Annotated in this window: 18 protein-coding genes; 11 read left to right on the top strand and 7 right to left on the bottom strand. The window is 44.1% G+C overall.

Annotation, left to right across the window (positions count from 1 at the left end; genetic code table 11):
* Positions 1–3 precede the first annotated feature (3 nt).
* The gene (gene parC / locus QO189_RS12260; RefSeq protein WP_371532929.1) at positions 4–2,310 is read right to left on the bottom strand and encodes a DNA topoisomerase IV subunit A; all 2,307 of its coding nucleotides are present in this window, start codon (positions 2,308–2,310) and stop codon (positions 4–6) included.
* A gap of 783 nt (positions 2,311–3,093) precedes the next feature.
* On the opposite strand from parC, the gene QO189_RS12255 reads away from it, so the two are divergent.
* From QO189_RS12255 to QO189_RS12235, 5 genes are all read left to right on the top strand, one after another.
* Positions 3,094–4,821 (top strand): AMP-binding protein, encoded by a 1,728-nt coding sequence (locus QO189_RS12255; RefSeq protein ID WP_371532928.1) that lies wholly within the window; start codon positions 3,094–3,096, stop codon positions 4,819–4,821.
* Between the two features lie 440 nt (positions 4,822–5,261).
* Positions 5,262–7,061, top strand: coding sequence for an AMP-binding protein (locus QO189_RS12250; RefSeq protein ID WP_371532927.1), 1,800 nt, complete (start codon positions 5,262–5,264; stop codon positions 7,059–7,061).
* A gap of 181 nt (positions 7,062–7,242) precedes the next feature.
* Positions 7,243–7,959, top strand: coding sequence for a ribonuclease PH (gene rph / locus QO189_RS12245; protein WP_201602350.1), 717 nt, complete (start codon positions 7,243–7,245; stop codon positions 7,957–7,959).
* 119 nt (positions 7,960–8,078) lie between these two features.
* Positions 8,079–8,570 (top strand): hypothetical protein, encoded by a 492-nt coding sequence (locus QO189_RS12240; protein WP_371532926.1) that lies wholly within the window; start codon positions 8,079–8,081, stop codon positions 8,568–8,570.
* Positions 8,571–8,836: 266 nt separating this feature from the next.
* Positions 8,837–9,634, top strand: a complete 798-nt coding sequence (locus QO189_RS12235; protein ID WP_371532925.1) for a hypothetical protein — start codon at positions 8,837–8,839, stop codon at positions 9,632–9,634.
* A gap of 114 nt (positions 9,635–9,748) precedes the next feature.
* On the opposite strand, the gene hemJ is transcribed toward QO189_RS12235, so the two are convergent.
* From hemJ to serB, 6 genes are all read right to left on the bottom strand, one after another.
* On the bottom strand, positions 9,749–10,183 hold the full coding sequence (gene hemJ / locus QO189_RS12230; RefSeq protein ID WP_201602341.1) for a protoporphyrinogen oxidase HemJ: 435 nt from the start codon (positions 10,181–10,183) through the stop codon (positions 9,749–9,751).
* A gap of 75 nt (positions 10,184–10,258) precedes the next feature.
* Positions 10,259–11,371 carry a biotin synthase BioB gene (gene bioB / locus QO189_RS12225; RefSeq protein ID WP_371532924.1) on the bottom strand — a complete coding sequence of 371 codons (1,113 nt, stop codon included), beginning with the start codon at positions 11,369–11,371 and terminating at the stop codon, positions 10,259–10,261.
* Between the two features lie 256 nt (positions 11,372–11,627).
* Complete coding sequence (locus tag QO189_RS12220) at positions 11,628–12,134, bottom strand: SCP2 sterol-binding domain-containing protein (RefSeq protein ID WP_371532923.1); 507 nt, start codon at positions 12,132–12,134, stop codon at positions 11,628–11,630.
* Between the two features lie 188 nt (positions 12,135–12,322).
* Positions 12,323–12,715, bottom strand: a complete 393-nt coding sequence (gene aciT, locus QO189_RS12215) for an AciT family ciprofloxacin tolerance protein (protein WP_371532922.1) — start codon at positions 12,713–12,715, stop codon at positions 12,323–12,325.
* 282 nt (positions 12,716–12,997) lie between these two features.
* Complete coding sequence (locus tag QO189_RS12210) at positions 12,998–14,011, bottom strand: DUF368 domain-containing protein (RefSeq protein ID WP_371532921.1); 1,014 nt, start codon at positions 14,009–14,011, stop codon at positions 12,998–13,000.
* A 182-nt stretch (positions 14,012–14,193) separates the two neighbouring features.
* Positions 14,194–15,384, bottom strand: coding sequence for a phosphoserine phosphatase SerB (gene serB / locus QO189_RS12205; protein WP_371532920.1), 1,191 nt, complete (start codon positions 15,382–15,384; stop codon positions 14,194–14,196).
* 478 nt (positions 15,385–15,862) lie between these two features.
* On the opposite strand from serB, the gene QO189_RS12200 reads away from it, so the two are divergent.
* The 6 genes from QO189_RS12200 (at position 15,863) to QO189_RS12175 (ending at position 20,955) form a co-directional block, all read left to right on the top strand.
* Positions 15,863–17,314, top strand: a complete 1,452-nt coding sequence (locus QO189_RS12200; protein WP_371532919.1) for a hypothetical protein — start codon at positions 15,863–15,865, stop codon at positions 17,312–17,314.
* A gap of 200 nt (positions 17,315–17,514) precedes the next feature.
* Positions 17,515–17,748: a PA3496 family putative envelope integrity protein gene (locus QO189_RS12195; protein ID WP_371532918.1), complete on the top strand. Its 234-nt coding sequence runs from the start codon at positions 17,515–17,517 to the stop codon at positions 17,746–17,748.
* Between the two features lie 255 nt (positions 17,749–18,003).
* Complete coding sequence (locus QO189_RS12190; protein WP_371532917.1) at positions 18,004–18,561, top strand: UPF0149 family protein; 558 nt, start codon at positions 18,004–18,006, stop codon at positions 18,559–18,561.
* A 108-nt stretch (positions 18,562–18,669) separates the two neighbouring features.
* Positions 18,670–19,107, top strand: coding sequence for a YbjQ family protein (locus tag QO189_RS12185; RefSeq protein ID WP_371532916.1), 438 nt, complete (start codon positions 18,670–18,672; stop codon positions 19,105–19,107).
* Positions 19,108–19,185: 78 nt separating this feature from the next.
* A complete protein-coding gene (locus QO189_RS12180; RefSeq protein ID WP_371532915.1) occupies positions 19,186–19,719 on the top strand; it encodes a YbjQ family protein in 534 nt (177 codons plus the stop codon).
* Positions 19,720–20,031: 312 nt separating this feature from the next.
* On the top strand, positions 20,032–20,955 hold the full coding sequence (locus QO189_RS12175; protein ID WP_371532914.1) for a bile acid:sodium symporter family protein: 924 nt from the start codon (positions 20,032–20,034) through the stop codon (positions 20,953–20,955).
* Positions 20,956–21,085 lie beyond the last annotated feature (130 nt).

Below are 21,085 nucleotides of genomic sequence, written 5' to 3'. Positions count from 1 at the left end.
TACTCACCCAACCTCAACACTCGTTACATTCTGAAAGCCTCGTGGCAACTGCCCACCGCGATTACCACGCGTGCCCGTATAGTTGGCCAAATCATTTGGCTTTAGCGTCACATGGCGTTTGCCCGCAGTAATGACGAGACTGTTTTGCTGACTAAGTGGCGTGATAGCGAGCACTTCTTCATTAGCTTTCAGCTTAATCAATTTATTCCCTTTACCGCGAGCCTGTTCAGGCAAATCAGCAAGGGCAAATATGAGTAAATATCCCGCATTGGTCACCACAGCGACATGGTCGGGCGCTACATTTGCATTAGTAGCTTCACTGTCACTATTTGCCGTTGCATCTACGGGGGCATCGATACGCGCGACAGGGAGCAAGCGACTGTCAGGCGTTAAGGTAATGATATTTTTCCCCGCCTTTTGGTTGCTATCAAGATTACCCAGTGTATTGATAAAACCATAACCGGCGGAGCTTGCAAGGATAATGCGCTGATGGTTGTCACCCGTTAATAACTGCTCAAAGCTCGCACCTGCTGGCGGTTTCAACACACTGGTCAGTGGATCGCCTTGACCACGTGCAGACGCTAAGTTGTGCGCATCGATACTATAGCTACGTCCCGTACTGTCGAGTACATAGATTTTTTCATTAGATTTACCGCGCACGTGCGCCTGATAACTGTCGCCTGAGCGATAACTCATACCAGCGGCATCGACGTCATGACCTTTGGCCGCGCGAATCCAGCCTGCTTTGGACAGTATGGCGGTGACTGGCTCACTCGGCACCAGATCAGATTCTTTTAATGCTTGTGCTTCTTCGCGTTCTGCCAATGGTGATACGCGCTCGTTGCCATGCTCTTTCATATCGGCGGTGAGTTCTTCAATCATCAAGTTGGTCAGACTATCTGGATTGTCCAAGTATTCTTGAATAATGGCGCGTTCGGCAGCCAGTTCGTCCTGCTCGCGGCGTAGCTCAATTTCCTCTAACTTTGCCAACTGACGCAGACGAATATCCAAGATAGCATTGGCCTGAATGTCAGTCAGGTCATAGTCCTGCATTAATGTCGCTTTTGAATCGTCTTCTTCACGAATGATGCGTATCACTTCATCGATATTCAGATACGCAATCAATAAGCCTGCAAGGATGTGCAAACGTTTATCGATTTTATCAAGACGATATTGCAAACGGCGTGTGACTACTGAACGACGACAGATCAGCCATTCTTCTAGTATTTCTTTTAGGTTTTTGACCTGCGGCTTACCATTTAGGCCAATCATATTCATATTGACGCGATAGTTGCTCTCAAGATCAGTACTGGCAAACAGATGGCTCATAACGCGATCGACATCGACGCGCGTTGATCGCAATTCCAATACGATACGACAAGCGTTCTCATGATCTGACTCATCATGAATATCGGTAATCCAAGGCAGTTTTTTATCCGTCATGAGCTTGGCGATTTGCTCTTGGATTTTGTTGCCTGAGACTTGGTAAGGCAGCGCGTCAATGATGACTAAATTCTTCTCTTTGGGGTCGATATGAAAAGTCGCGCGCATTTTGTAACTGCCACGCCCTGTCTCATACATCGCTTGCAAATCTTTTTTGCTAGTGATGATTTCAGCTGGCGTTGGCAAGTCTGGCGCTGGTATTGACTGAGTGAGCTGCTTAACCGATAGTTCTGGATTTTTCAGTAATCGAATGGCAGCACGTACCACTTCGTTAAGGTTATGCGGTGGAATGTCGGTTGCCATACCGACTGCGATACCTGTGGTACCGTTCAATAAAATATTGGGCAAGCGGGCAGGTAGGGTGGTTGGCTCCTGCATTGTACCGTCAAAGTTATCTTGCCAATCAACCGTGCCTTGTCCCAACTCTGCGAGCAATGTATTGGCATAAGCAGACATTTTTGCTTCGGTATAACGCATGGCTGCAAAGGACTTAGGATCATCAGGGCTCCCCCAGTTACCTTGACCCGTGATGAGCGGATAGCGATAGCTGAATGGCTGTGCCATCAGCACCATGGCTTCATAACACGCGCTGTCACCATGTGGGTGGTATTTACCGAGCACATCACCGACCGTACGTGCAGATTTTTTCGCCTTAGCAGAGGATTTTAGCCCAAGCTCGCTCATGGCGTAGACAATACGGCGCTGAACAGGTTTGAGGCCGTCAGCGATATTTGGCAATGCCCGATCCATGATGACGTACATGGCATAATTGAGATAGGCCTGCTCAGTGAACTCTGCCACTGAACGAGTATCCATCGGTTCATTAGGAATGATTGGGGCAACAGTAGGATCAATAACATCGGACATAAAATAGACTTCGCTTATGAGTTTCTAATTAGTATGGTTTGTATAGTCAGGCATAGTATGAGTGTGAACCGCACCGTATGTTCACTTAGGTTCGGCGCGATACTCACGTAAAAATAAGATAGTGCTATCGTAAAGGATATTGGTCCAATTAAAAAGACATGTATCAGAATATACGACAGCTCATGACGTGCTTATGCTGGCTTTCATAGACTTTACTTACTATGTCCTCGTACGTGGCTTTTGTAGATAAAGTTAAGTATAGTAAACCTAACATTTGTTTTTTTATCTTTAATAAATATCTCAGAGTGACAGTGCCGAATTAGTGACAAGAATGAGCGCATCTCGACCGAGCAGTGACAAAGAGGGAGCTTGCCGTAACTTTATGCTGCTAACTGAGCCAGTTAATGCCCTTGAGAGACACACATGAGCGGAGTTTTATTATGTAAATGTTGTGACTAAAATAAAAGAGATACCGTGGGTAAAATTCCGTGACTCGGCCAGTTTTTGTTAATATAAATAATTGATATTAATGAAAATATCAGTCGTCAAGCCAGTTTGAGAACTCGTGTAACAATCTTTTGTATTGAGTAGTCTATATAAAGTGTGTATGTTAATGAACAAAGGGCTATTTACCACTGCATTGTTTGCTCATCACCCTACGATTATATCGCAGCCTTACTTACCATCACGATGGTGAGACTGCGCTCTGGTTTTTCGTCTGTTTATCACACTGTGATTTGCATGAGCTGACGGTAATGTATTATTACTAGGAGAGAAAAGATTATGGAAAATCAAGGTAACCTTATTCGTCGCAACGACAAAGTATGGCTCAAAACATACGAAAAACTTGGCATTCAGTATGATATCGATATGCCACCAGCCAACACCTCATTGATTGATATCATTGAGCAAAACTTTATCAATCATGCAGGCAAAACAGCGTTTGTCTGTATGGATGTTAAGCTATCTTTCGAAGAGTTGGATCTCTATAGTAAACAAGTTGCCGCTTACCTTCAGTCATTAGGACTACAAAAAGGCGATAAAGTGGCAGTGATGATGCCTAATATTTTACAGCTGCCAGTTGCGGTGCTAGGGGTGCTACGTGCTGGCATGACATTGGTCAACGTCAACCCACTTTATACCACCAAAGAGCTGTCACACCAGTTAAAAGATTCAGATACCAAAGTTTTGATTTTACTTGAGAACTTTGCCAAAACTTATGAAGATATTGGTCAAGACCTCGTCGATCATGTCGTAGTTGCCTCAATGGGTGACATGATGAGCCCGCTCAAGGGCTTTATCGTCAATGCCGTGGTACGTCACGTCAAAAAAATGGTGCCTGATTATCATATCAAAGGCAGTGTTAAGTTCAAAAAAGCATTGAACCGCTTTTCTGCTAAAAGCTATAAACGTCCTGATAATATCAGCCTCGATGATGTCGCTGTACTTCAGTACACGGGCGGTACGACAGGGGTGGCCAAAGGCGCTATGCTAACGCATGGTAACTTGGTGGCTAACTTGATCCAAAGCGATACCTATCTAGGCGATGCTTTTGACAAGTTTGAGAAGAGTAATGAGCAGCCAGTGATTATGACGGCTCTGCCGTTGTATCATATTTTCTCGTTTACGGTCTGCGGTATGTTTGGCCTATATCGTGGTTGTATCGGTCTGCTAGTACCAAACCCACGTGATCTACCAAGCTTGATCAAAGCATATAAAGACTACCCACCTGCGTTTTTCCCAGCAGTAAATACCTTGTTTACCGCGCTTGCCAATAACGAAGAATTCCAATCGCTAGATCATAGCAAGCTTGAGATGTCTATGGGCGGCGGTATGGCAGTACTCAAAGACACGGCGACTAAATGGGAACAGGTCACGGGCAATATCATCGTTCAGGGCTATGGTCTGTCAGAGACCTCGCCAGTTGCCTCAGCGAACCCGCATGGTACAGGTGAGTTCTCAGGAAACATCGGTCTGCCAATGCCTGCCACTGATATGGCTATCTTGGATGAAGAAGGCAATGAAGTGGCCTTGGGTGAGCGTGGTGAGATTAGTATCCGTGGCCCGCAGGTGATGAAAGGCTACTGGAAGCGTGAAGATGCGACCGCTGAAGTCATGACTTCGGATGGTTACTTCCGTACTGGCGATATTGGCGTGATGGATGAAGACGGTTACTTTAAGATTGTCGATCGCAAAAAAGACATGATCTTGGTATCTGGCTTTAATGTTTATCCAAACGAAGTAGAAGACGCCATGTCGACACATCCAAAGATTTTGGAATGTGGTGTGATCGGTATTGATGACGAGAAGAGCGGTGAAGTACCGAAGATTTACGTGGTACGTAGTGACGCCAGTCTGACTGCTGATGAAGTCATCGCTTACGGTAAAGAAAACTTAACTGGCTACAAACGTCCTCGCCATGTTGAGTTTATTGACGAGCTACCAAAGTCTAACGTCGGTAAAATCTTACGTAAAGACCTACGAGCACTCGAAGAAAAAAACCACGGTTAATCTACGAAGGCTTATCTTTAGATAGAATTTTATCACTGGCTATTTATAAATACCTCTATGATTGAGTGGTACTTGTAATATGCTGAGTCAGTAGATTTAGTTATTGTTATAACCAAAATGATAAGGTTGCCTCGTGCTGCCTTGTCATTTTTTGTCTTTGTACTTGTTGTGAATAGTGGGGCATAAGGAGTATAGATAGAGAATTTTTAGTAAAACTGCTATAGTGCCAGCCAAGAGGTTTTTGCATTTATTTATAATAGAGTGATGATTTTACTCAATATGACTTGCAAAGCGATTATGATAAAAACGATATAGCTACGCTGACCTGTGAGCTCATTTAATATGATTTCACCATGCTGCATCAAACATTACACAATCAAAAAAACAGAGTTTTTATATAAAGTATTCTATGTTTTTAACAGTAATATTTAGGGAAAATTATGACGGACAATATCAATAAAGAGACAACAGACAATAACGCTGGCACCAGTGATAAAGGCAATGCATCTGAGTACATTTATCAAGACAATGCATTCCCTACTATGCCGAGCATCGCCAGCGACAGTCCATGGTTGAGCGCTTATGAGCGTTATAGCATCGATGCTACGATTGAGATGCCAGAGGACAGTACCTCTTTACTTGATGTGTTTGAGCGTAACTTTAGCCGTTATGGCCAAAAAACGGCTTATATTTGCATGGGCGCTTCGATTAGTTTTAAGCAATTAGACCTATATAGCCGCCAGATTGCCAGCTATTTGCAGTCGCTAGGGTTGGTTAAAGGCGATAAAGTTGGGGTCATGATGCCCAACCTCTTGCAGTATCCGATCATCGCGTTAGGTGTCATTCGCGCCGGTATGATACTCGTAAATGTAAACCCTTTATATACCAGTCGCGAATTGTCCCATCAGCTCCATGACAGTGGTGCCAAAGCCTTATTTATCGTTGAGAATTTTGCGAAAACCTATCAAGATGCCGAAGACAAAGGACAGATTGAGCATGTTGTCGTTTGTAAAATTGGGGATATGCTTGGTACGGTCAAAGGGGTCGTGGTCAACCTCGTCGCTCGTCATATCAAAAAAATGATTCCTCCTTATCGAATCCCAAATAGCGTGAGCTTTAAGGATGCATTAGGCGCAGTCTCTGCCAGTAATTATGAGCGTCCTGAGTTGAATTTGAGTGATGTGGCATTACTACAATATACAGGCGGGACGACAGGCGTGGCGAAAGGGGCAATGCTGTCTCATGGCAACTTAGTCGCCAATATGCTACAGGTTAGTGCACTGATGAATAGTGCGTTCGAAGATGATATAGACAGTAGAGATGTCATCTTGACGGCACTGCCGTTGTATCATGTGTTCTCATTTATGGTATGCGGTATATGTAGTATGTACCAGGGTTATACAGGCTTGCTTATTCCTAATCCGCGCGATCTTGATGGGCTTATCAAAGAGATGGGTAAATACAAACCTTCTTTTATCCCAGCTGTGAATACGCTATTTAACGGCTTGGTACACAAAGACAGCTTTTCAGACCTAGATTTCTCTAATTTAAAAGCTTCTATCGGCGGTGGTATGTCCGTATTGCCGAGCGTTGCCAAAGAGTGGCATAAGATCACGGGTCTACCTATCGTTGAAGGCTATGGTTTATCTGAGACGTCACCAGTTGTCGCTTTCAACCCAATGACCATCGCAGAGTTTACGGGCAAGATTGGTATTCCGGCCCCTAGCACCGATGTCGTGCTCATCGATGAAGAAGAAAACGTCGTAGCGCTGGGTGATCGCGGTGAGATATGCGTCAAAGGTCCACAGGTGATGATCGGTTATCAAAACCGTCCAGAAGAAACGACCGAGTCCTTTACCGCTAGTGGGTACCTAAAAACCGGTGACATTGGCATCATGGATGAAAAAGGCTTTATCAAAATTGTTGACCGCAAAAAAGACATGATCTTAGTATCTGGTTTTAACGTCTATCCAAATGAAATCGAAGAAGCCATGAGTGAGCATCCAGCTGTGGTAGAGTGCGGTGCCATTGGCGTGCCTAATGATGAGCGCGGTGAAGAGCCAAAACTATTTGTGGTCAAAAAAGGTGATGTCACCGAAAAAGAGCTGCTTGAGTACGGCAAAAAACAACTGACTGGCTATAAGCGTCCACGTCACATACAGTTCGTCGACGAATTACCAAAGTCGAACGTTGGCAAAATCCTACGTAAAGAATTGCGTAAGATGGAAGGCTTAGAATAGATTCTATCGTCCATTATTGCCTAACTGACGGCGCAATGGCAGGTGTGAATCTTGCTATTGCGCCGCTGTCACGTTAGGATATCTTAAGATTTTAGTCTGCCAAATAACGATCTTATGGTTCATTAGCCACCGATCATATGTTTTATGACACTGCTTTTATAACATTGTACTAGGAATTTTTATGCGTATTGACAATCGTGAGCTTGACCAACTTCGCTCTATCAGCTTTGAGCGCCACTATACTAAGCATGCTGAAGGGTCAGTATTGGTCAGTTTTGGCGATACCAAAGTGCTATGTACGGCCAGTGTCGAATCTGGTGTACCACGCTGGCTCAAAGGCAAAGGTAAAGGCTGGATAACCGCCGAATACGGCATGCTGCCACGCGCAACCAATACCCGCAATCAACGCGAAGCGGCTCGCGGCAAGCAGTCAGGCCGTACGCAAGAGATTCAGCGTCTGATCGGTCGTAGCTTACGTGCCATGATTGACTTAAGTAAGCTTGGTGAAAACACCATCTATCTTGATTGCGATGTGTTGCAAGCGGATGGTGGTACTCGTACGGCTAGTATCACTGGTGCGGCAATTGCGCTGATCGATGCGTTAGAGACTATCCAAAAGAGCAAAAAACTCAAAGCTGATCCGCTGATTGGATTGGTTGCGGCGGTTTCTGTTGGTATGAAAGATGGTGAAGCCTATCTGGATCTGAACTACGAAGAAGACTCTAGCTGTGATACCGACCTAAACGTTGTGATGACTCAAAAAGGTGAATTTATTGAGCTTCAAGGTACTGCTGAAGAAAAGCCATTCACTCGCGCTCAAGCAGACGCTATGCTGTCATTGGCTGAGACAGGCATCGCTGAATTGATTAAAATGCAGCAGACTGCGCTTGGCTGGTAGTCTGGTATTTAGATAAAACTTGCTGTCTTTATTTTTAGTTTTAATAACTGCCTGTTAGTCTCTGATAGGCAGTTTTTTCATAAAAAATACTTTTTACATTTCGCAATAGGTAACAATGCATGCTCAAGCTGACTGATGATGGCGCTAAAATCACCTTACAGGGTCAGCCGAATAATGCTGACAACGGTATGTTTTGGTTTGGATCTGCATTACTGATAGGGGCGGTGGCAGTCGCTATGGCAATGAGCTTATTGTCTGAGCGATTGGCTATTGGTGCGCTGGCACTGCTTATCGTCGGTAGTTTTATTTTTAACAAAAAACGTCAGCAGCATAAAAAAGCCATGAGTGGCATGATTAGTAGCGGTACATTATGGGTGCGAGCTGCTGAGCTGGTACATGACAATCTAGGCAAACGTGAACATATTCACTTGACTGACGACGATAAAGTTATGCTTATCGGTGATGGGCTGCAGATTGTCGATAGCAGTGATGCACGCAAATATCATATTACTGGTTTTGAGAGTGCCCAAGAGGCGAAAGTGACTAAAGCCATATTAGAAGGGCAAGCACTGACAAAACGCCACGTAAATATCAAAATGAGTAGTGATTAGTATTTTTATGCCTCAATCGCTTGATTCATGAAAAAGTCATTTCAGTCTCTATCCTATCTAACACCACCGTGCTTTATCTTATTTGTCCCTTCTTAACGCTCTTCTTTATTATGACCATTCGTCATGATTTTTATACCGTCTATCGCCTATCTAAGGTGAATAGTTCTTGCAGATGCCTGTCTAAATGGTTTATAAGTAAGATTACAAAATTCAGTCTTTACTATTATCCATACTGTCATTGATATTTTTTTGATCAGGAGTTAGTCATGTCGCGTTTGCCTATGTCGTCAGTCGCAGCGTCGTGCAGTTTATTATTATTCACTTGTAGCATCATCGGACAAGCCCATGCAGATAGTATGAGTGCCCTTATCGCTCAAAAGTCCGTCCAGTCTGACTCTAGTGCGCGCTATACGTCTTCTTACCCAGCAGTTCCCTCCGTCAAAGTCAGTACACACTCTACCATTCAACGTGCTAACTCATCTCGAAACTATGCAGCAGTTTCGCCAACATATAACAATTACTCTAATATGAGTAATGATGTCAATCAGTCAACGATGAACAGCACTTATCGTTACCCTGAAGTGCAGCGTCAGTCACCTACCGTGTTGCCAGCATTTTTATCAGGGAGCTACGACAATGTCGATAGCGAGTATTTACCGCTATTGAGTAGTGCGGAGACGCAAAGCAGTATGGCTGCCCGCGAAGTGGTCAGCATGGCACGTAAAATGGCACTGAACGAGCGGACGATTATCAAAGGCGGCTGCTGGGATTATTTGAATGCGGTGTTTAATCGAGCGGGAGTTTCGCGTAATACCGTACATAAAGGCACGTATGCGCAAGGCCCTTATGCTAGCAGCAGTGAAATTGAGGCAGGTGATTGGCTTTATTATATCAATCATGGCTACAATGGCACTGAGCACAGTGGACTGTTCGTCGGTTGGGTTGATGAGCGTGCTAAGCAAGCATTGATATTAAGCTATGCTGGTGAAAACCGCCGTGAGCCTGCGCGTTATCGCGTTTATGATTTGAGCAATGTCTATCAAATCATGCGCCCTAGTGTTTGATCTATAATATTTGGTAGAAAGTCCAAAAAACAAATAAAAAAGCGTCCGTCACTTATGGAAGTGGCGGACGCTTTTTATTGGTAGGTCATCAGTCATAAGCATTTCGACTGGATTTTAGAATGGTTTAACGACCACTAAAATGACGATAATCACTAAGGCAAAAACAGGCACTTCATTAAACCAGCGCCAAAACTTATGGGATTTATAGTGAGGGTTATCAATCAGCTTTTTGCGATAAAAGCCGCAAGCGCCATGATAGCCTGATAGCAGTACGACCAATAATAGCTTGACGTGTAGCCAGCCTTGGGTTTTATAGACATCCCAGCCCAGTCCTAACATCCATAGACCAAATATCCATGTCGCTATCATCGATGGCGTCATAATACCGCGATATAACTTGCGCTCCATAATAGTAAAGCGCTCTTGGCTGATGCTATCGTCACTCATCGCATGATAGACAAACAGACGCGGCAAATAAAATATCGCCGCAAACCAGCAGACCATCGAGATGATGTGTGCAGCTTTAATCCAGTTAAAATAATCTGCCATTACTTAATCTCTTATTATCAGCCGTGTAATATCAGGCTTATTTTCATACATTCTTGTTAGCTGCACACAGTCGAACTAATCGGCCAATACCATTTGCGATTGATGACCGCTCATCGCATCCATTACAGGCAATACTTTTGGCGCTCTTGGTGCGGCAAACTGCTTGGTGAGACCAAGCTCACGCATGAGCCTGTCGTCGCCTGATTGACTGGCATTCCCTGTCGTCAATAACTTGTCGCCATAAAAGAAAGAGTTAGCACCCGCCATAAATGCCAATGCTTGCTCTGAATCTGATAAGCTTTCACGGCCAGCAGACAAACGCACATAACTAGTCGGGCAGCAAATACGCGCCACGGCAATAGTGCGAATCCACTCTAGCACTGATAACTGGCCTTCTGCCAATACTTTATCGCCAATCGGTGTGCCTTTAATCGGGACTAGCAGGTTAACAGGAATCGACTCAGGAGCTTTAGGCATTTTTAGGAGCTCATGCACCCAATCAATACGGTCATCACGGCTCTCACCCATACCGACGATGTTACCACTACAAACATTGATACCAGAGTTGCGTACGTTTTCGATGGTATCTAAGCGCTCATCATAGCTACGCGTGCTGACGACTTGCTCATAATAGCTGCGCGAGGTGTCTAGGTTATGATTGTAATAATCCAGTCCTGCATCCGCGAGTTGCGTCGCTTGATCGGTATCGAGCATACCTAACGTCATGCAAGTCTCAAGTCCTAACGCTTTTACTTCTTTGATGAGCTCGACCACATAAGGCATGTCTTTAGCACTTGGGTGTTTCCATGCAGCACCCATACAGAAGCGAGATGAGCCGGTTGCCTTGGCGCGTTTAGCCGCGGCGATGACTTTGTCCACTTCTATGCGTTTTTCTGCCTGAAGTTTCGTCGTATCGCGATGATGACCTGATTGTGAGCAATAGCCACAATCTTCAGGACAGTTACCTGTCTTAATAGACAGTAGCGTACTGATTTGTATTTCGTTGGCGACAAAGTGCTCTCTATGAATGGTCTGGGCTTTTAACAACAAGTCCATCAAAGGCAAATCAAACAACTGAGCGATATCGTCACGACTGTATGTGTGAGCGGCTTTGTGAGTATCAGGCTGGTTGAGTAGGTCAGTTGTGCTATCGGCGTTTGGTTCAGAGATGCTAAGCAATCCTGCCATAAGGTAAATCCTTTTATAAAATTAAATGGTATCAGGTAATATCAATGTATGTGTCTATTGTCATTTATAAGGTAATAAAAAAGGTTGCCGTATAGTATACCGCAACCTTTTTAGAAAATCAGAACACTGCTAGAGAGTATGTATAAATGTCACAGTAGCGCACATAAATAGTAACTATCTATTTGATTTTATTTCAGCCATTTTACCAGTGAATATCATGCAATGCATTACTCATTTATAGGAAAGGGTCAGCTATTTACTTGCCCAATTTATGCTTAGCAAAACCTACCCAGTGCTCAGCAAACTTCTGTGCTTTATACGCATAAGGCTTGGCTTTTTGGAGGTATGGCTTACACTCTTCTGGTACGGCTGGCACGATATGCTTAGCAAGTTTATTAAACCACATCATTAGGCTGTAGTCACCCTCGATGCTTAATTTGCCTTCTTGCACGGCAGTCATAAATGCAGGTAGGCTGCCTTTGGTCAATAGCTTGACGCCTGTCATAGAATCTTTGAAAGTAATGGTCAAATCTGCTGCTTTTGCATGACCACTTTGTTGACTAAACTGTCCGTTATCAAAACGAAAAGAACGCGCGATATCAGATTCGGTGCTGGCAAATTCAATCGTAACATTACGATCAGCAAAGAGTACTTTGACGTCTTCGTTGTCGCTATCAGCGAGCATAGACAGACGATAGCCAACCACGGCCAACAACGCATCTAATGGGTCAGATTTAATATCTAATACAGGAATAGTAAACATAGTGGAACTCCTAAAGGTAGGGCATAAGAATAAAGCGTACTTTATACCAGTTTTTATGATAAATATATAACTAGATTATAAACTACTGAGTGATTTCAACTCTTTAGGAGTTAAGTAGAAAGCGTTAAGTATCTTGTAACATTAAATGTCACTGTTATGGGTAGGGTATTCATATCAGTATGGCAGTATCAATGAAAGCGCGGCTTATAATCATCATCGTAGACAGGCGTATGTTCGACATAGCGAGCCGCTTCCAACTCGCGCTGCCGACTGACTGCATCACTCACATCCTCGTAGCGTAATGCTCGGTATAGTACCCAGCCTGCCAAAGGTAACCAGCTGACTCCCATCGCGATGACATAACGGTGCCATTCCGAAAGCGCAGACAGCATCGGACGACCTACCAATATATTCTGTATCATCTCAACAGCCAACCAGTAGACCATACCACCAAACAGATATAGCAACAGCCAGCGCTGCGATGATAGAGCGAGCGCCACGATCATACCTGCTAGCAAGCTATAGCCTAGCCATGCCGAGCTGCTCCACGTCTCTACGCCAATAAAAGAAAAAATAGTCATTGCCATCATTCATCTCGCTATTCATAAGGTGAACTCCAATGAGACTATTATGAAAGGTTGCTGAGCAAAGCTAAAGAGGTGCTAGGCGACTTTGCGACAACCGTTGACGTTTGATTTTTTAGATTAAAGTTATTTTTTTTAGATAGCTTTTACGATTTTTAATCGTTAGCTGGTAGGCTAAGCGCCGTAAAAAAGGGCGCTTATATTGGGGAGGGTAGGAGCCGTTGTAATGGTTTAAACAAAAGCTTTTTAATCAAATATTTATACAGGGGTGACCAACAACTAAGCCTTATTGGTCCGTCTGCCCCACCAAGATAGTAACGACACCAAAATAGCACCGAGTAGCATAAGACCAATTGTGGTCAGCCAGTGCGGACCAGTAGGATACTGCCATGGCATGACGTTATTGACCGCTTCGCTGTTAAGAGCACCTAATACATCTACTTTCCACGGCCATACCTTGACTAAAGAGCCGGCAATAAAACCGGTCAGCAGTGCCAAGGTGGCTTGATAGTAGCGAGCTAATAACCATTTTAGAGCACGGGTGAACAATAACAATCCAGTTGCCATGCCCGCCATCACAGTCAATAGTACTGTAAAGTTGAGAGTATGTACGGCTTCCAATACGGTATCGTAGGCACCTAGTAACAACAATATAAAAGACCCTGATACCCCAGGCAATATCATGGCGCAAATCGCAATCGCGCCTGCAAAAAATAAGTACGGTAAGCTAGGTGTCGCCGCGAGTAATGGCAGACTACTGATGACCACGGCAGCAATAAATCCGGCAGCAAACAACGCGACACGTCCTATATTCCAGCGCTTAATTTCACTTAATAAGATAAATACCGTTGCGACGACCAATCCAAAAAAGAATGACCAAATGAGCAGTGGCTGATTGTCCAGCAAATACTTAATGATACCGGCCAAGGTAGCAAAACTCGTCGCAATACCAAGTATCAAACACAATAAAAATGTCGCATCAACCTGTCGCCAAACCGCAATCAGTCCTTTGATTCCGCCGTCTTGTCGAAATATCTGCCAAAGATTGGGGCCAATGCTACCGAGTGCATTAATCAGGCGCTCATAAATCCCCGCAATCAATGCAATAGTGCCACCAGAGACACCCGGGACGATATCAGCAGCGCCCATCGCCATGCCTTTGACATAAACCCCAAGCAGCTCTTTTGGGTTATCCGTATGCACAGGGACAGAGACAGAGACAGGGACCGTACTTGCGTCTAATGGCTGCGCTGCTGACGGCTGGTTTGGCCGTGGAGATTGTGGTGCCGTCATGAACAGTCCTTTATTATCTGAGAATAAGTGTTATCTAAAAATAAATATCTGGCGTTATTACAACTGAGGGAAGTTAAAAATTAAAGCAACATCATTTTATGAAACATGCGCTAACGCATAAAAGCTGGATTAATGAGACAGACATTAACCCAGCTTAGCGGATAATCTAGAATACTTAGCGATTACTGAGTAGGAGCGAGGGCTGGATAGCCAAGTGCATAAAGCGTCCCTTCAAGTCCTGTCACATTGATCGCTGCATCGGCACGTGCTTGCACGATGGGCTTAGCGTGATAAGCCACTCCTAAATCAGCAAGTGCCATCATCGGCAAGTCATTGGCACCATCACCGACACAGACCACTTGAGACATCTCAATACCTAAGCGCTCAGCAGTGTGCTCGACGATAGCGGCTTTTTTGGCACCATTTATGATAGGTAGCTGTATGTGACCGGTCACTTCGCCTTCTTCGATGTCCAAGGCATTGGCATGGACTTCGTCAATGCCCAATTGCTCAGCGATATAGCGGGCAAAGTAAGTGAAACCACCTGACACAAGCACAGTATGATAGCCCAATGCTTTTAATGCACTGATGGTGGTACGGGCACCGACTGATAACGTCAAGCGGCTGCAAATATCATCAAGCACATCGGTAGAGATACCTTTCAATAAAGCCACGCGCTGAGCAAATGATTCATCAAAGTCAATTTCACCGCGCATTGCCGCTTCAGTAATGGCCTCAACTTGCTCACCAATACCAGCCGTTTTTGCCAGTTCTACAATGACCTCTTGTTCAATCAGCGTCGAATCCATGTCAAAACATGCAAGCTTATGAGTACGTAGCATATGACCGACCGACAATATGTGACAATCGACGATATCTAGATTGCCTGTACTGTCCGCGCTGCGTGTGCGGTTGTATTCTTCAGACAAGTCATGGCGCAGACGAGTGGTCAGCTGATCATCAATGATGTGAGCGGCGGCGGTTTTTTTGCCAGGGTGCATCAGCGTGTCTGTCACAGGTACCAACAAATAACGGTATACTTGAGCATTGGTAAAGGGTAGACGCTGTGCATCGGCTGCCGTTGGCTCTGTATCAGAAACCGTAATATTAACAAAGCTCGCCTCAGTATCCTCAGTGACCGTCACTAAATGCCAGCTTGGCTGTTCATCGACCCAAGACTGAACATATTGATGAATGTCCATCGCTGATACTTGAGTCGGTAGCACGACGATAAGCGCAAAAACAGGCAGCGACTGTAGCGCATCAAAATCTCGCAGATTGGTATCATCAGGTAATAATTCTGCAATAGAGTCGACGGCTTGTTGCCATGCTTTGCTGTCTTTTGGTAACGAATAAGATGTATTTTTTGGCATGGCTCAATTGTCCCTTGTATGCTCATATAAGATTGGGAATAATAACAGTTTTACTGAGCAGCGCCTATAGATGACATGCAAAGTATCATGGGCGTTCAAAAATGCCTGTCAGCGCCTGAAGTCTGCTGAAATGCAACAAAGTTATTATGATAAATTTATAAATCGACTAACGCTATAAGACTTATTATGGTGATATAGTAGATGACTTAAACTGACCCCTTGGTAACGATGCTGTGGCAAAAATAGCAGCGATAATCATGAGGCAGGGCGCGATAGTATCATCGTTCAAATTTAGCTCAATAAATGAGTGTCATTTTACGTAGTAGCATTTTATATGATGACTGATTTCAATGAAACACTATCGATTTTCCGTGAATATCAATCAATATTCGCGCATTACAATTGTTTAAAAATTAGCCAAAAAATGAGCAATAGACTCGTTTTTTAATTTCTTTTCTCCAAAAAAGTTTAACATATCATGACGTATTTAGCGCCGCGGCAAGGGTTGTTTGCCATTATTCTTCTGGTTAGTTTTTGTTTGCAGACGCTGTTATTGGTCATCAGTACCGACCAACAGCTGAGCAAAAGTCGTGCGTTAAAAGGCGAGCAGATGGTCGCCCAGCTGATTGATGAAGCAAGGTTGTCTTTAGAAAACAAAGACCGTGTCAGTCTCAGCGTGATTGCCAATCGCTATACTAGCGAGCAAGACGTGACACGGATACTGATTAAAGACAACAACGACGATATTCTGGTGCCTGTAGGCAACGCGCCGATGCAGCAAGGCGATACAATTCGCCAAATTGCCACCAATGGCGATGCGGTGATTGGTAGCGTTGCCCTGACGTTGAAAGACGTTAGTAAAGGTGAAATCATCGCGATGCAGTGGCCGTTTGTGATTGGCACTATGTTGCTGCATTTATTGCTTTGGCTAATCTACGGTTATCTTGCTCGTCCGACCAAAGAGCAAATCAGTGCGCTGAGCCGTAATATTCAGGACTTGTATCGCGAGCAGTACAATCAGGGCGATCAACGCGGCTACAGCCGTGACCTTGAGCGCGGCACAGTTGGTAACCCGGCTGATGGTCAACTATCTGGTGGTACTTCTGAAAGCGTTACAGAGAATAAAGTAACGAACGCGCGCACATTCAACGTACACAACGAAGTCAACGAATATCTTAGAAATCAGCAAAATCAAGAGACTGGTGACGAAACTGGCAGTCTAACGGCTACGTCTGAAGGCGATACTGAAGACAAGGCTGTTAGTACTGCGAAGCGTCATAGTTCGCAATCTGGTGGTCAGACGTCTAAATTGTCTGCCACACGCGCAGTCGATAGCGTGAGAGTGCAAATCGTCTTTCATGATGAATTCAATATGCTTGAGCGCCTTGCACCAGCGCAGCGCCTGCCTTATCTAGCCCTATGTACGCAACTGCTCAACCAAGCCGTGACTGAACTACTCAAACAGCCATTACTACTGGGTGTCAGTGCGACCAATGAAGCACACTTTGAGGACGATGGTGCAAGCGTGGTGTTAAAAGCAGATAATAGCCATGCAAAAGTGGCGCTGGCAGGGGTGATGCTTGCTAAATTATACTTGATGCTTAATAAAATTATTCATGATAAGCATATCGAGCTATCACGCTTTGCACTACCAGCAAAAGCAGGCGTGAGCGATGATGTACAGTCAGAGCCAATGACCCATCTGCTACAGAGCATCGGTAAAAAAGAGCAACTGTTGATATTACTGCCAACTGCTGGTCTCAAACAAATCAGTAACCATGTACAAGTACACAGCATCATGCGTCCAACTACTGTCTACGAGCGCGAGTGTGCGATATTCGATGGTGGTAATGACTCGCTCATCCAGCGTTTAGCTGATGTCCGTAATGCCGTTCTTATGATTGAAGACGAAGATGAGTCGCTTATTTAATAGTGCTGTTTTTAATGATACTATTTTGGGTAATTTATACTACAATTGTCTGCTAGATAATTCATATCCTCATCTTGGCACTTTGGGCTAAATGTGACATATTAAGAAAAAGGATTGACAACTTTCAACAGAGACTTTATAAGGCATATATATATTGATGTATTTTTAATACCCATGCCTAAAAATGATAGGAGTTTGTCATGAGTGACGCTGATATTGACGACGATTTTGATGATGATTTTGTCGACGATGACGATGCAAAGATGGTTGAAGAAGCTGAGACAAGTGTACGTACGCGTTTAAGTAGTCTTGAGAAGCGTCGGCTAATCGATAATTTGCTAGAAGAAAAGCGTTTGGCTAAAGAGTTAAAAGACGATCTAGATGATATAGACAATTTTGATGAAGACGGTGACGATTGGGATGATGATTTTTAATTGATAGGCTTCAGTCATCCCACCTGACTAAAGTGCTTCAATGATTTGATAATCATCTACTCAGTTGTATCGATTGCTCGCTATTTGTTATTTTTTACAATGGCTCGCAATCTGCTCTATTCAATAATACTTACTTTACAAAGGCTGCTTGGTTACGGTTATTCAAGCAGCCTTTTTTAAAACAACATAATATCTTGCCATTAACCAATCGATCACTGTGATTGACGATAGCTATCTTTCAAGGACTACCAAGCCATGAGTAACCAACTAAGTTTTGATGAATTACTAGATTATTTGGATAACCAAGAGAGCCAGTTCGTGCTCGATAGTGTCGCAGCGCATGGTTTTTTGACAGCGACGGTCATTGGTCGCCCACTACCTAACTGGATGGATGCGCTTTTTGAAGGTCATGTGAGTGAAATCCCAGAAAACGTCATCGATGGTATCAAGCGCTGGCGTGACTCGATCATGGCTGAGCTAAAAAACGAGACACCGATTGAATTGCCATTTGGTGAAGATGCTGGTGACGAAGAAGTGGCAGTTGATTTCTCAGATGAGTCAGATATTGTGGCTTGGTCGATTGGTTTTGTTGATGCCATGTATGGCGATGAAGCAAGTGATTGGTTTGAAGACGAAGAAACGGCAGAAGACGTGGCTGTATTGACCTTGCCAATGATCGTGCTGAGTGGCATTGATGATGAAGATCCAGAGCTAGAAGCAATGCGTAAAGACGAAGACAAAATGGTACAAATGGCCAACAGCATCGAAGGCAATTTGACCGAGCTGTTTTTATTGTTTCATACCAATGACTAGTCATTCTAAAAGACAGTGCTGCTAGTAGTACTGTCTTTTATTTATACTGCATCACGCAGCTCTGGTCATTCTTTTAGATACTTTATAAGTCACCGATAAGGTCTTACTATGGCTGTGCAACTCTCTAATCTTGAACACCTACCCAATTATCAAATTACCGAGCGCCTTGATGTTGTGTATGGCAGTACGGTGCGCTCAAAGCATGTGGGCAAAGACTTGTTTGCTGGGCTAAAAAACATCGTTGGCGGCGAGCTGACCGCTTATACTGAGCTGTTGGAAGAATCACGCCAAGAAGCGATCGATCGCATGATTGTCAAGGCAGAAGCGCTTGGTGCTGATGCTGTCGTTGGTTTGCGTTTCTCTACTTCTAGTATTGCACAAGGGGCTTCTGAGCTGTTTGTCTATGGTACAGCGGTCAAAGCGGTACCAGTATCGCAGCAGCTCCAGAACCCACCAAGCGATAATCACTATCCGTCCGGCCAAACACCAAATCCTCAAGCCCAAACTTCGCCAGATGATCTACCGCGTTTTAATCCTTTTGGTTGATTTTAGTGCTTTAAAAACTGTAGCATTAAAAACCACAATGCTACAAACCGTAATGCTTTTTATAACGAGAAACGTGCCATGAATGACTCACTCACGCAAGTGCTTATCAATTATGGGCCGTTTATCTTTTTATTCGCCGCTGGTTGGTTTTTTGGTTCACGTCATGAGCGTCAGCATTTGGCACAGTTAAAAGTAGCAGAGCAGGCGCTAGGGGATATTACGGTTTCAAGCGAGCGTTTCTACCGTCCTGAGCTGGCTGTCGGTAGTGAGGGCGCGCTAGTTCTTGGCAGCGTCGTTATTGCTCAAGATTACTTTAAAATGATCATTGCTCGCGTGCTTAGTCTCTTTGGCAAAAACCTAACCACCTATGAGACCCTGCTTGATCGCGCGCGCCGTGAGGCAATCGTTCGTATGCGTGCACAAGCGAAAGTCAAAGGCTACACTCATATTTATGGTGTACGTCTAGAAGTCACTAACATCAACCAATTGGGCAGTATGGTAGAAGCCATTGCTTATGGCACGGCAGTCATCAGTACTGATCATACACCTATTGTTTCTGCTACACACACATCGCCCGCACGTTTACCTTCTGCACCTCCTAGCATCTCTTAGTACCTCGTAGCACTGCTATTTAGATTATTCTCTGTGGTTGTCGCAGCACAAAACCCAACGCTGACTGACCAGTAGTCAGAAAAATCAAATACATACACTTTTACAACGATATACTGACTTTCAATGTTTCGACATTTTTTGGGTGTATGTCAGTAGTGATGATTCCAAAAAGTGTTGTGTACAAAGTGTCGTATAAAAACGCTGACAATGTCGGTGGCTTTTACCCAAGATATCAGCAGGATTGGCTGATTGATCATCACAACGTTGTCATAAACCTGCCCGTGTAAGGGTTCTATCTACAAGGATGTAGTTATGGAAGGTGTGGAGTTAGTCACGTTTGTAAATTCAAAAGTCATTCCCATTAGTATTTTTTTGATCATGATGGGAATGGGGTTGTCCTTAGTTACCAATGACTTTAAAAGAGTCGTCAAATATCCCAAAGCAGTCGCGATCGGACTGACCAATCAGCTACTATTCTTGCCATTGGTCGGTTTTGCCTTGGCAACTTTTATGTCACTCGAGCCTGAGTATGCCGTCGGGGTCATGCTACTAGTACTGTGTCCTGGTGGCACGACATCCAACTTATTTACTTATTTGGCAAAAGGGGATGTCGCGCTTTCGGTCACGATGACTGCGATTGCCAGTGTTATCACCGTATTTACCATTCCTATCGTACTGAGTTTTTCGCTCGTGTACTTCATGGGTGCCGGTAGCGAGTTTCAGTTGCCAGTCGCCAAGACCATGATCAGTTTGATTGCTCTAACGATATTGCCGGTTAGTATTGGTATGCTCATCAAACGCTATGCGGCGAGCTTCGCAGATAAGGCACAGGTTATGGTGTCTCGTTTTGGTGTGATATTTTTGAGCTTCTTGGTTATTTTCTTAGGATATGTGCAAAGAGATATTTTGGTCGAGGCCTTAGTTGCCACTGGCCCTGTATCGCTCATATTGAACGTATCGACGATGGCGCTTGGTTATTACACCAGTAAATGGTTCGGTCTAAATCCTGCGCAGAGAAGATCAATCACCATGGAAGTGGGTCTACAAAACAGTACGCTATCGATGTTCATTGCATTGACACTGCTCGCTAACTATAAGATGTCGTTAACCCCAGCTATTTATACATTAATCATGTTCTTAACCGCAGGTATCATGGTCAGAGTATTTACCGCGCAACATAATAAAGCTAATAGAGTAGAAAGAGAAAATAGCGTGTTGGCCGCACGGAGAATGTAGTTTAATCAAAAGATTAGCCATAGTGCATTGCTAAATAAGGGATACATTACTCAATAAAATAAGCCCACAATATACTTTCTATGATGAGAGTTATTGTGGGCTTTTATATTTATTACAGTTTCTTAGAATG

Source organism: Psychrobacter sp. Arc29 (assembly GCF_041431175.1).
In the GTDB taxonomy this organism is placed as follows: Bacteria; Pseudomonadota; Gammaproteobacteria; order Pseudomonadales; family Moraxellaceae; genus Psychrobacter.
The sequence above is the reverse complement of the archived record's forward strand: the minus strand, read 5'-3'. Positions and strand labels throughout refer to the sequence as shown.

What these genes read in the sequence shown, in the direction of transcription:
- parC (WP_371532929.1), bottom strand. Translation starts at nt 2,310, where the DNA reads ATGTCCGATGTTATTGATCCTACTGTTGCCCCAATCATTCCTAATGAA.
- QO189_RS12255 (WP_371532928.1), top strand. Translation starts at nt 3,094, where the DNA reads ATGGAAAATCAAGGTAACCTTATTCGTCGCAACGACAAAGTATGGCTC.
- QO189_RS12250 (WP_371532927.1), top strand. Translation starts at nt 5,262, where the DNA reads ATGACGGACAATATCAATAAAGAGACAACAGACAATAACGCTGGCACC.
- rph (WP_201602350.1), top strand. Translation starts at nt 7,243, where the DNA reads ATGCGTATTGACAATCGTGAGCTTGACCAACTTCGCTCTATCAGCTTT.
- QO189_RS12240 (WP_371532926.1), top strand. Translation starts at nt 8,079, where the DNA reads ATGCTCAAGCTGACTGATGATGGCGCTAAAATCACCTTACAGGGTCAG.
- QO189_RS12235 (WP_371532925.1), top strand. Translation starts at nt 8,837, where the DNA reads ATGTCGCGTTTGCCTATGTCGTCAGTCGCAGCGTCGTGCAGTTTATTA.
- hemJ (WP_201602341.1), bottom strand. Translation starts at nt 10,183, where the DNA reads ATGGCAGATTATTTTAACTGGATTAAAGCTGCACACATCATCTCGATG.
- bioB (WP_371532924.1), bottom strand. Translation starts at nt 11,371, where the DNA reads ATGGCAGGATTGCTTAGCATCTCTGAACCAAACGCCGATAGCACAACT.
- QO189_RS12220 (WP_371532923.1), bottom strand. Translation starts at nt 12,134, where the DNA reads ATGTTTACTATTCCTGTATTAGATATTAAATCTGACCCATTAGATGCG.
- aciT (WP_371532922.1), bottom strand. Translation starts at nt 12,715, where the DNA reads ATGACTATTTTTTCTTTTATTGGCGTAGAGACGTGGAGCAGCTCGGCA.
- QO189_RS12210 (WP_371532921.1), bottom strand. Translation starts at nt 14,011, where the DNA reads ATGACGGCACCACAATCTCCACGGCCAAACCAGCCGTCAGCAGCGCAG.
- serB (WP_371532920.1), bottom strand. Translation starts at nt 15,384, where the DNA reads ATGCCAAAAAATACATCTTATTCGTTACCAAAAGACAGCAAAGCATGG.
- QO189_RS12200 (WP_371532919.1), top strand. Translation starts at nt 15,863, where the DNA reads ATGACGTATTTAGCGCCGCGGCAAGGGTTGTTTGCCATTATTCTTCTG.
- QO189_RS12195 (WP_371532918.1), top strand. Translation starts at nt 17,515, where the DNA reads ATGAGTGACGCTGATATTGACGACGATTTTGATGATGATTTTGTCGAC.
- QO189_RS12190 (WP_371532917.1), top strand. Translation starts at nt 18,004, where the DNA reads ATGAGTAACCAACTAAGTTTTGATGAATTACTAGATTATTTGGATAAC.
- QO189_RS12185 (WP_371532916.1), top strand. Translation starts at nt 18,670, where the DNA reads ATGGCTGTGCAACTCTCTAATCTTGAACACCTACCCAATTATCAAATT.
- QO189_RS12180 (WP_371532915.1), top strand. Translation starts at nt 19,186, where the DNA reads ATGAATGACTCACTCACGCAAGTGCTTATCAATTATGGGCCGTTTATC.
- QO189_RS12175 (WP_371532914.1), top strand. Translation starts at nt 20,032, where the DNA reads ATGGAAGGTGTGGAGTTAGTCACGTTTGTAAATTCAAAAGTCATTCCC.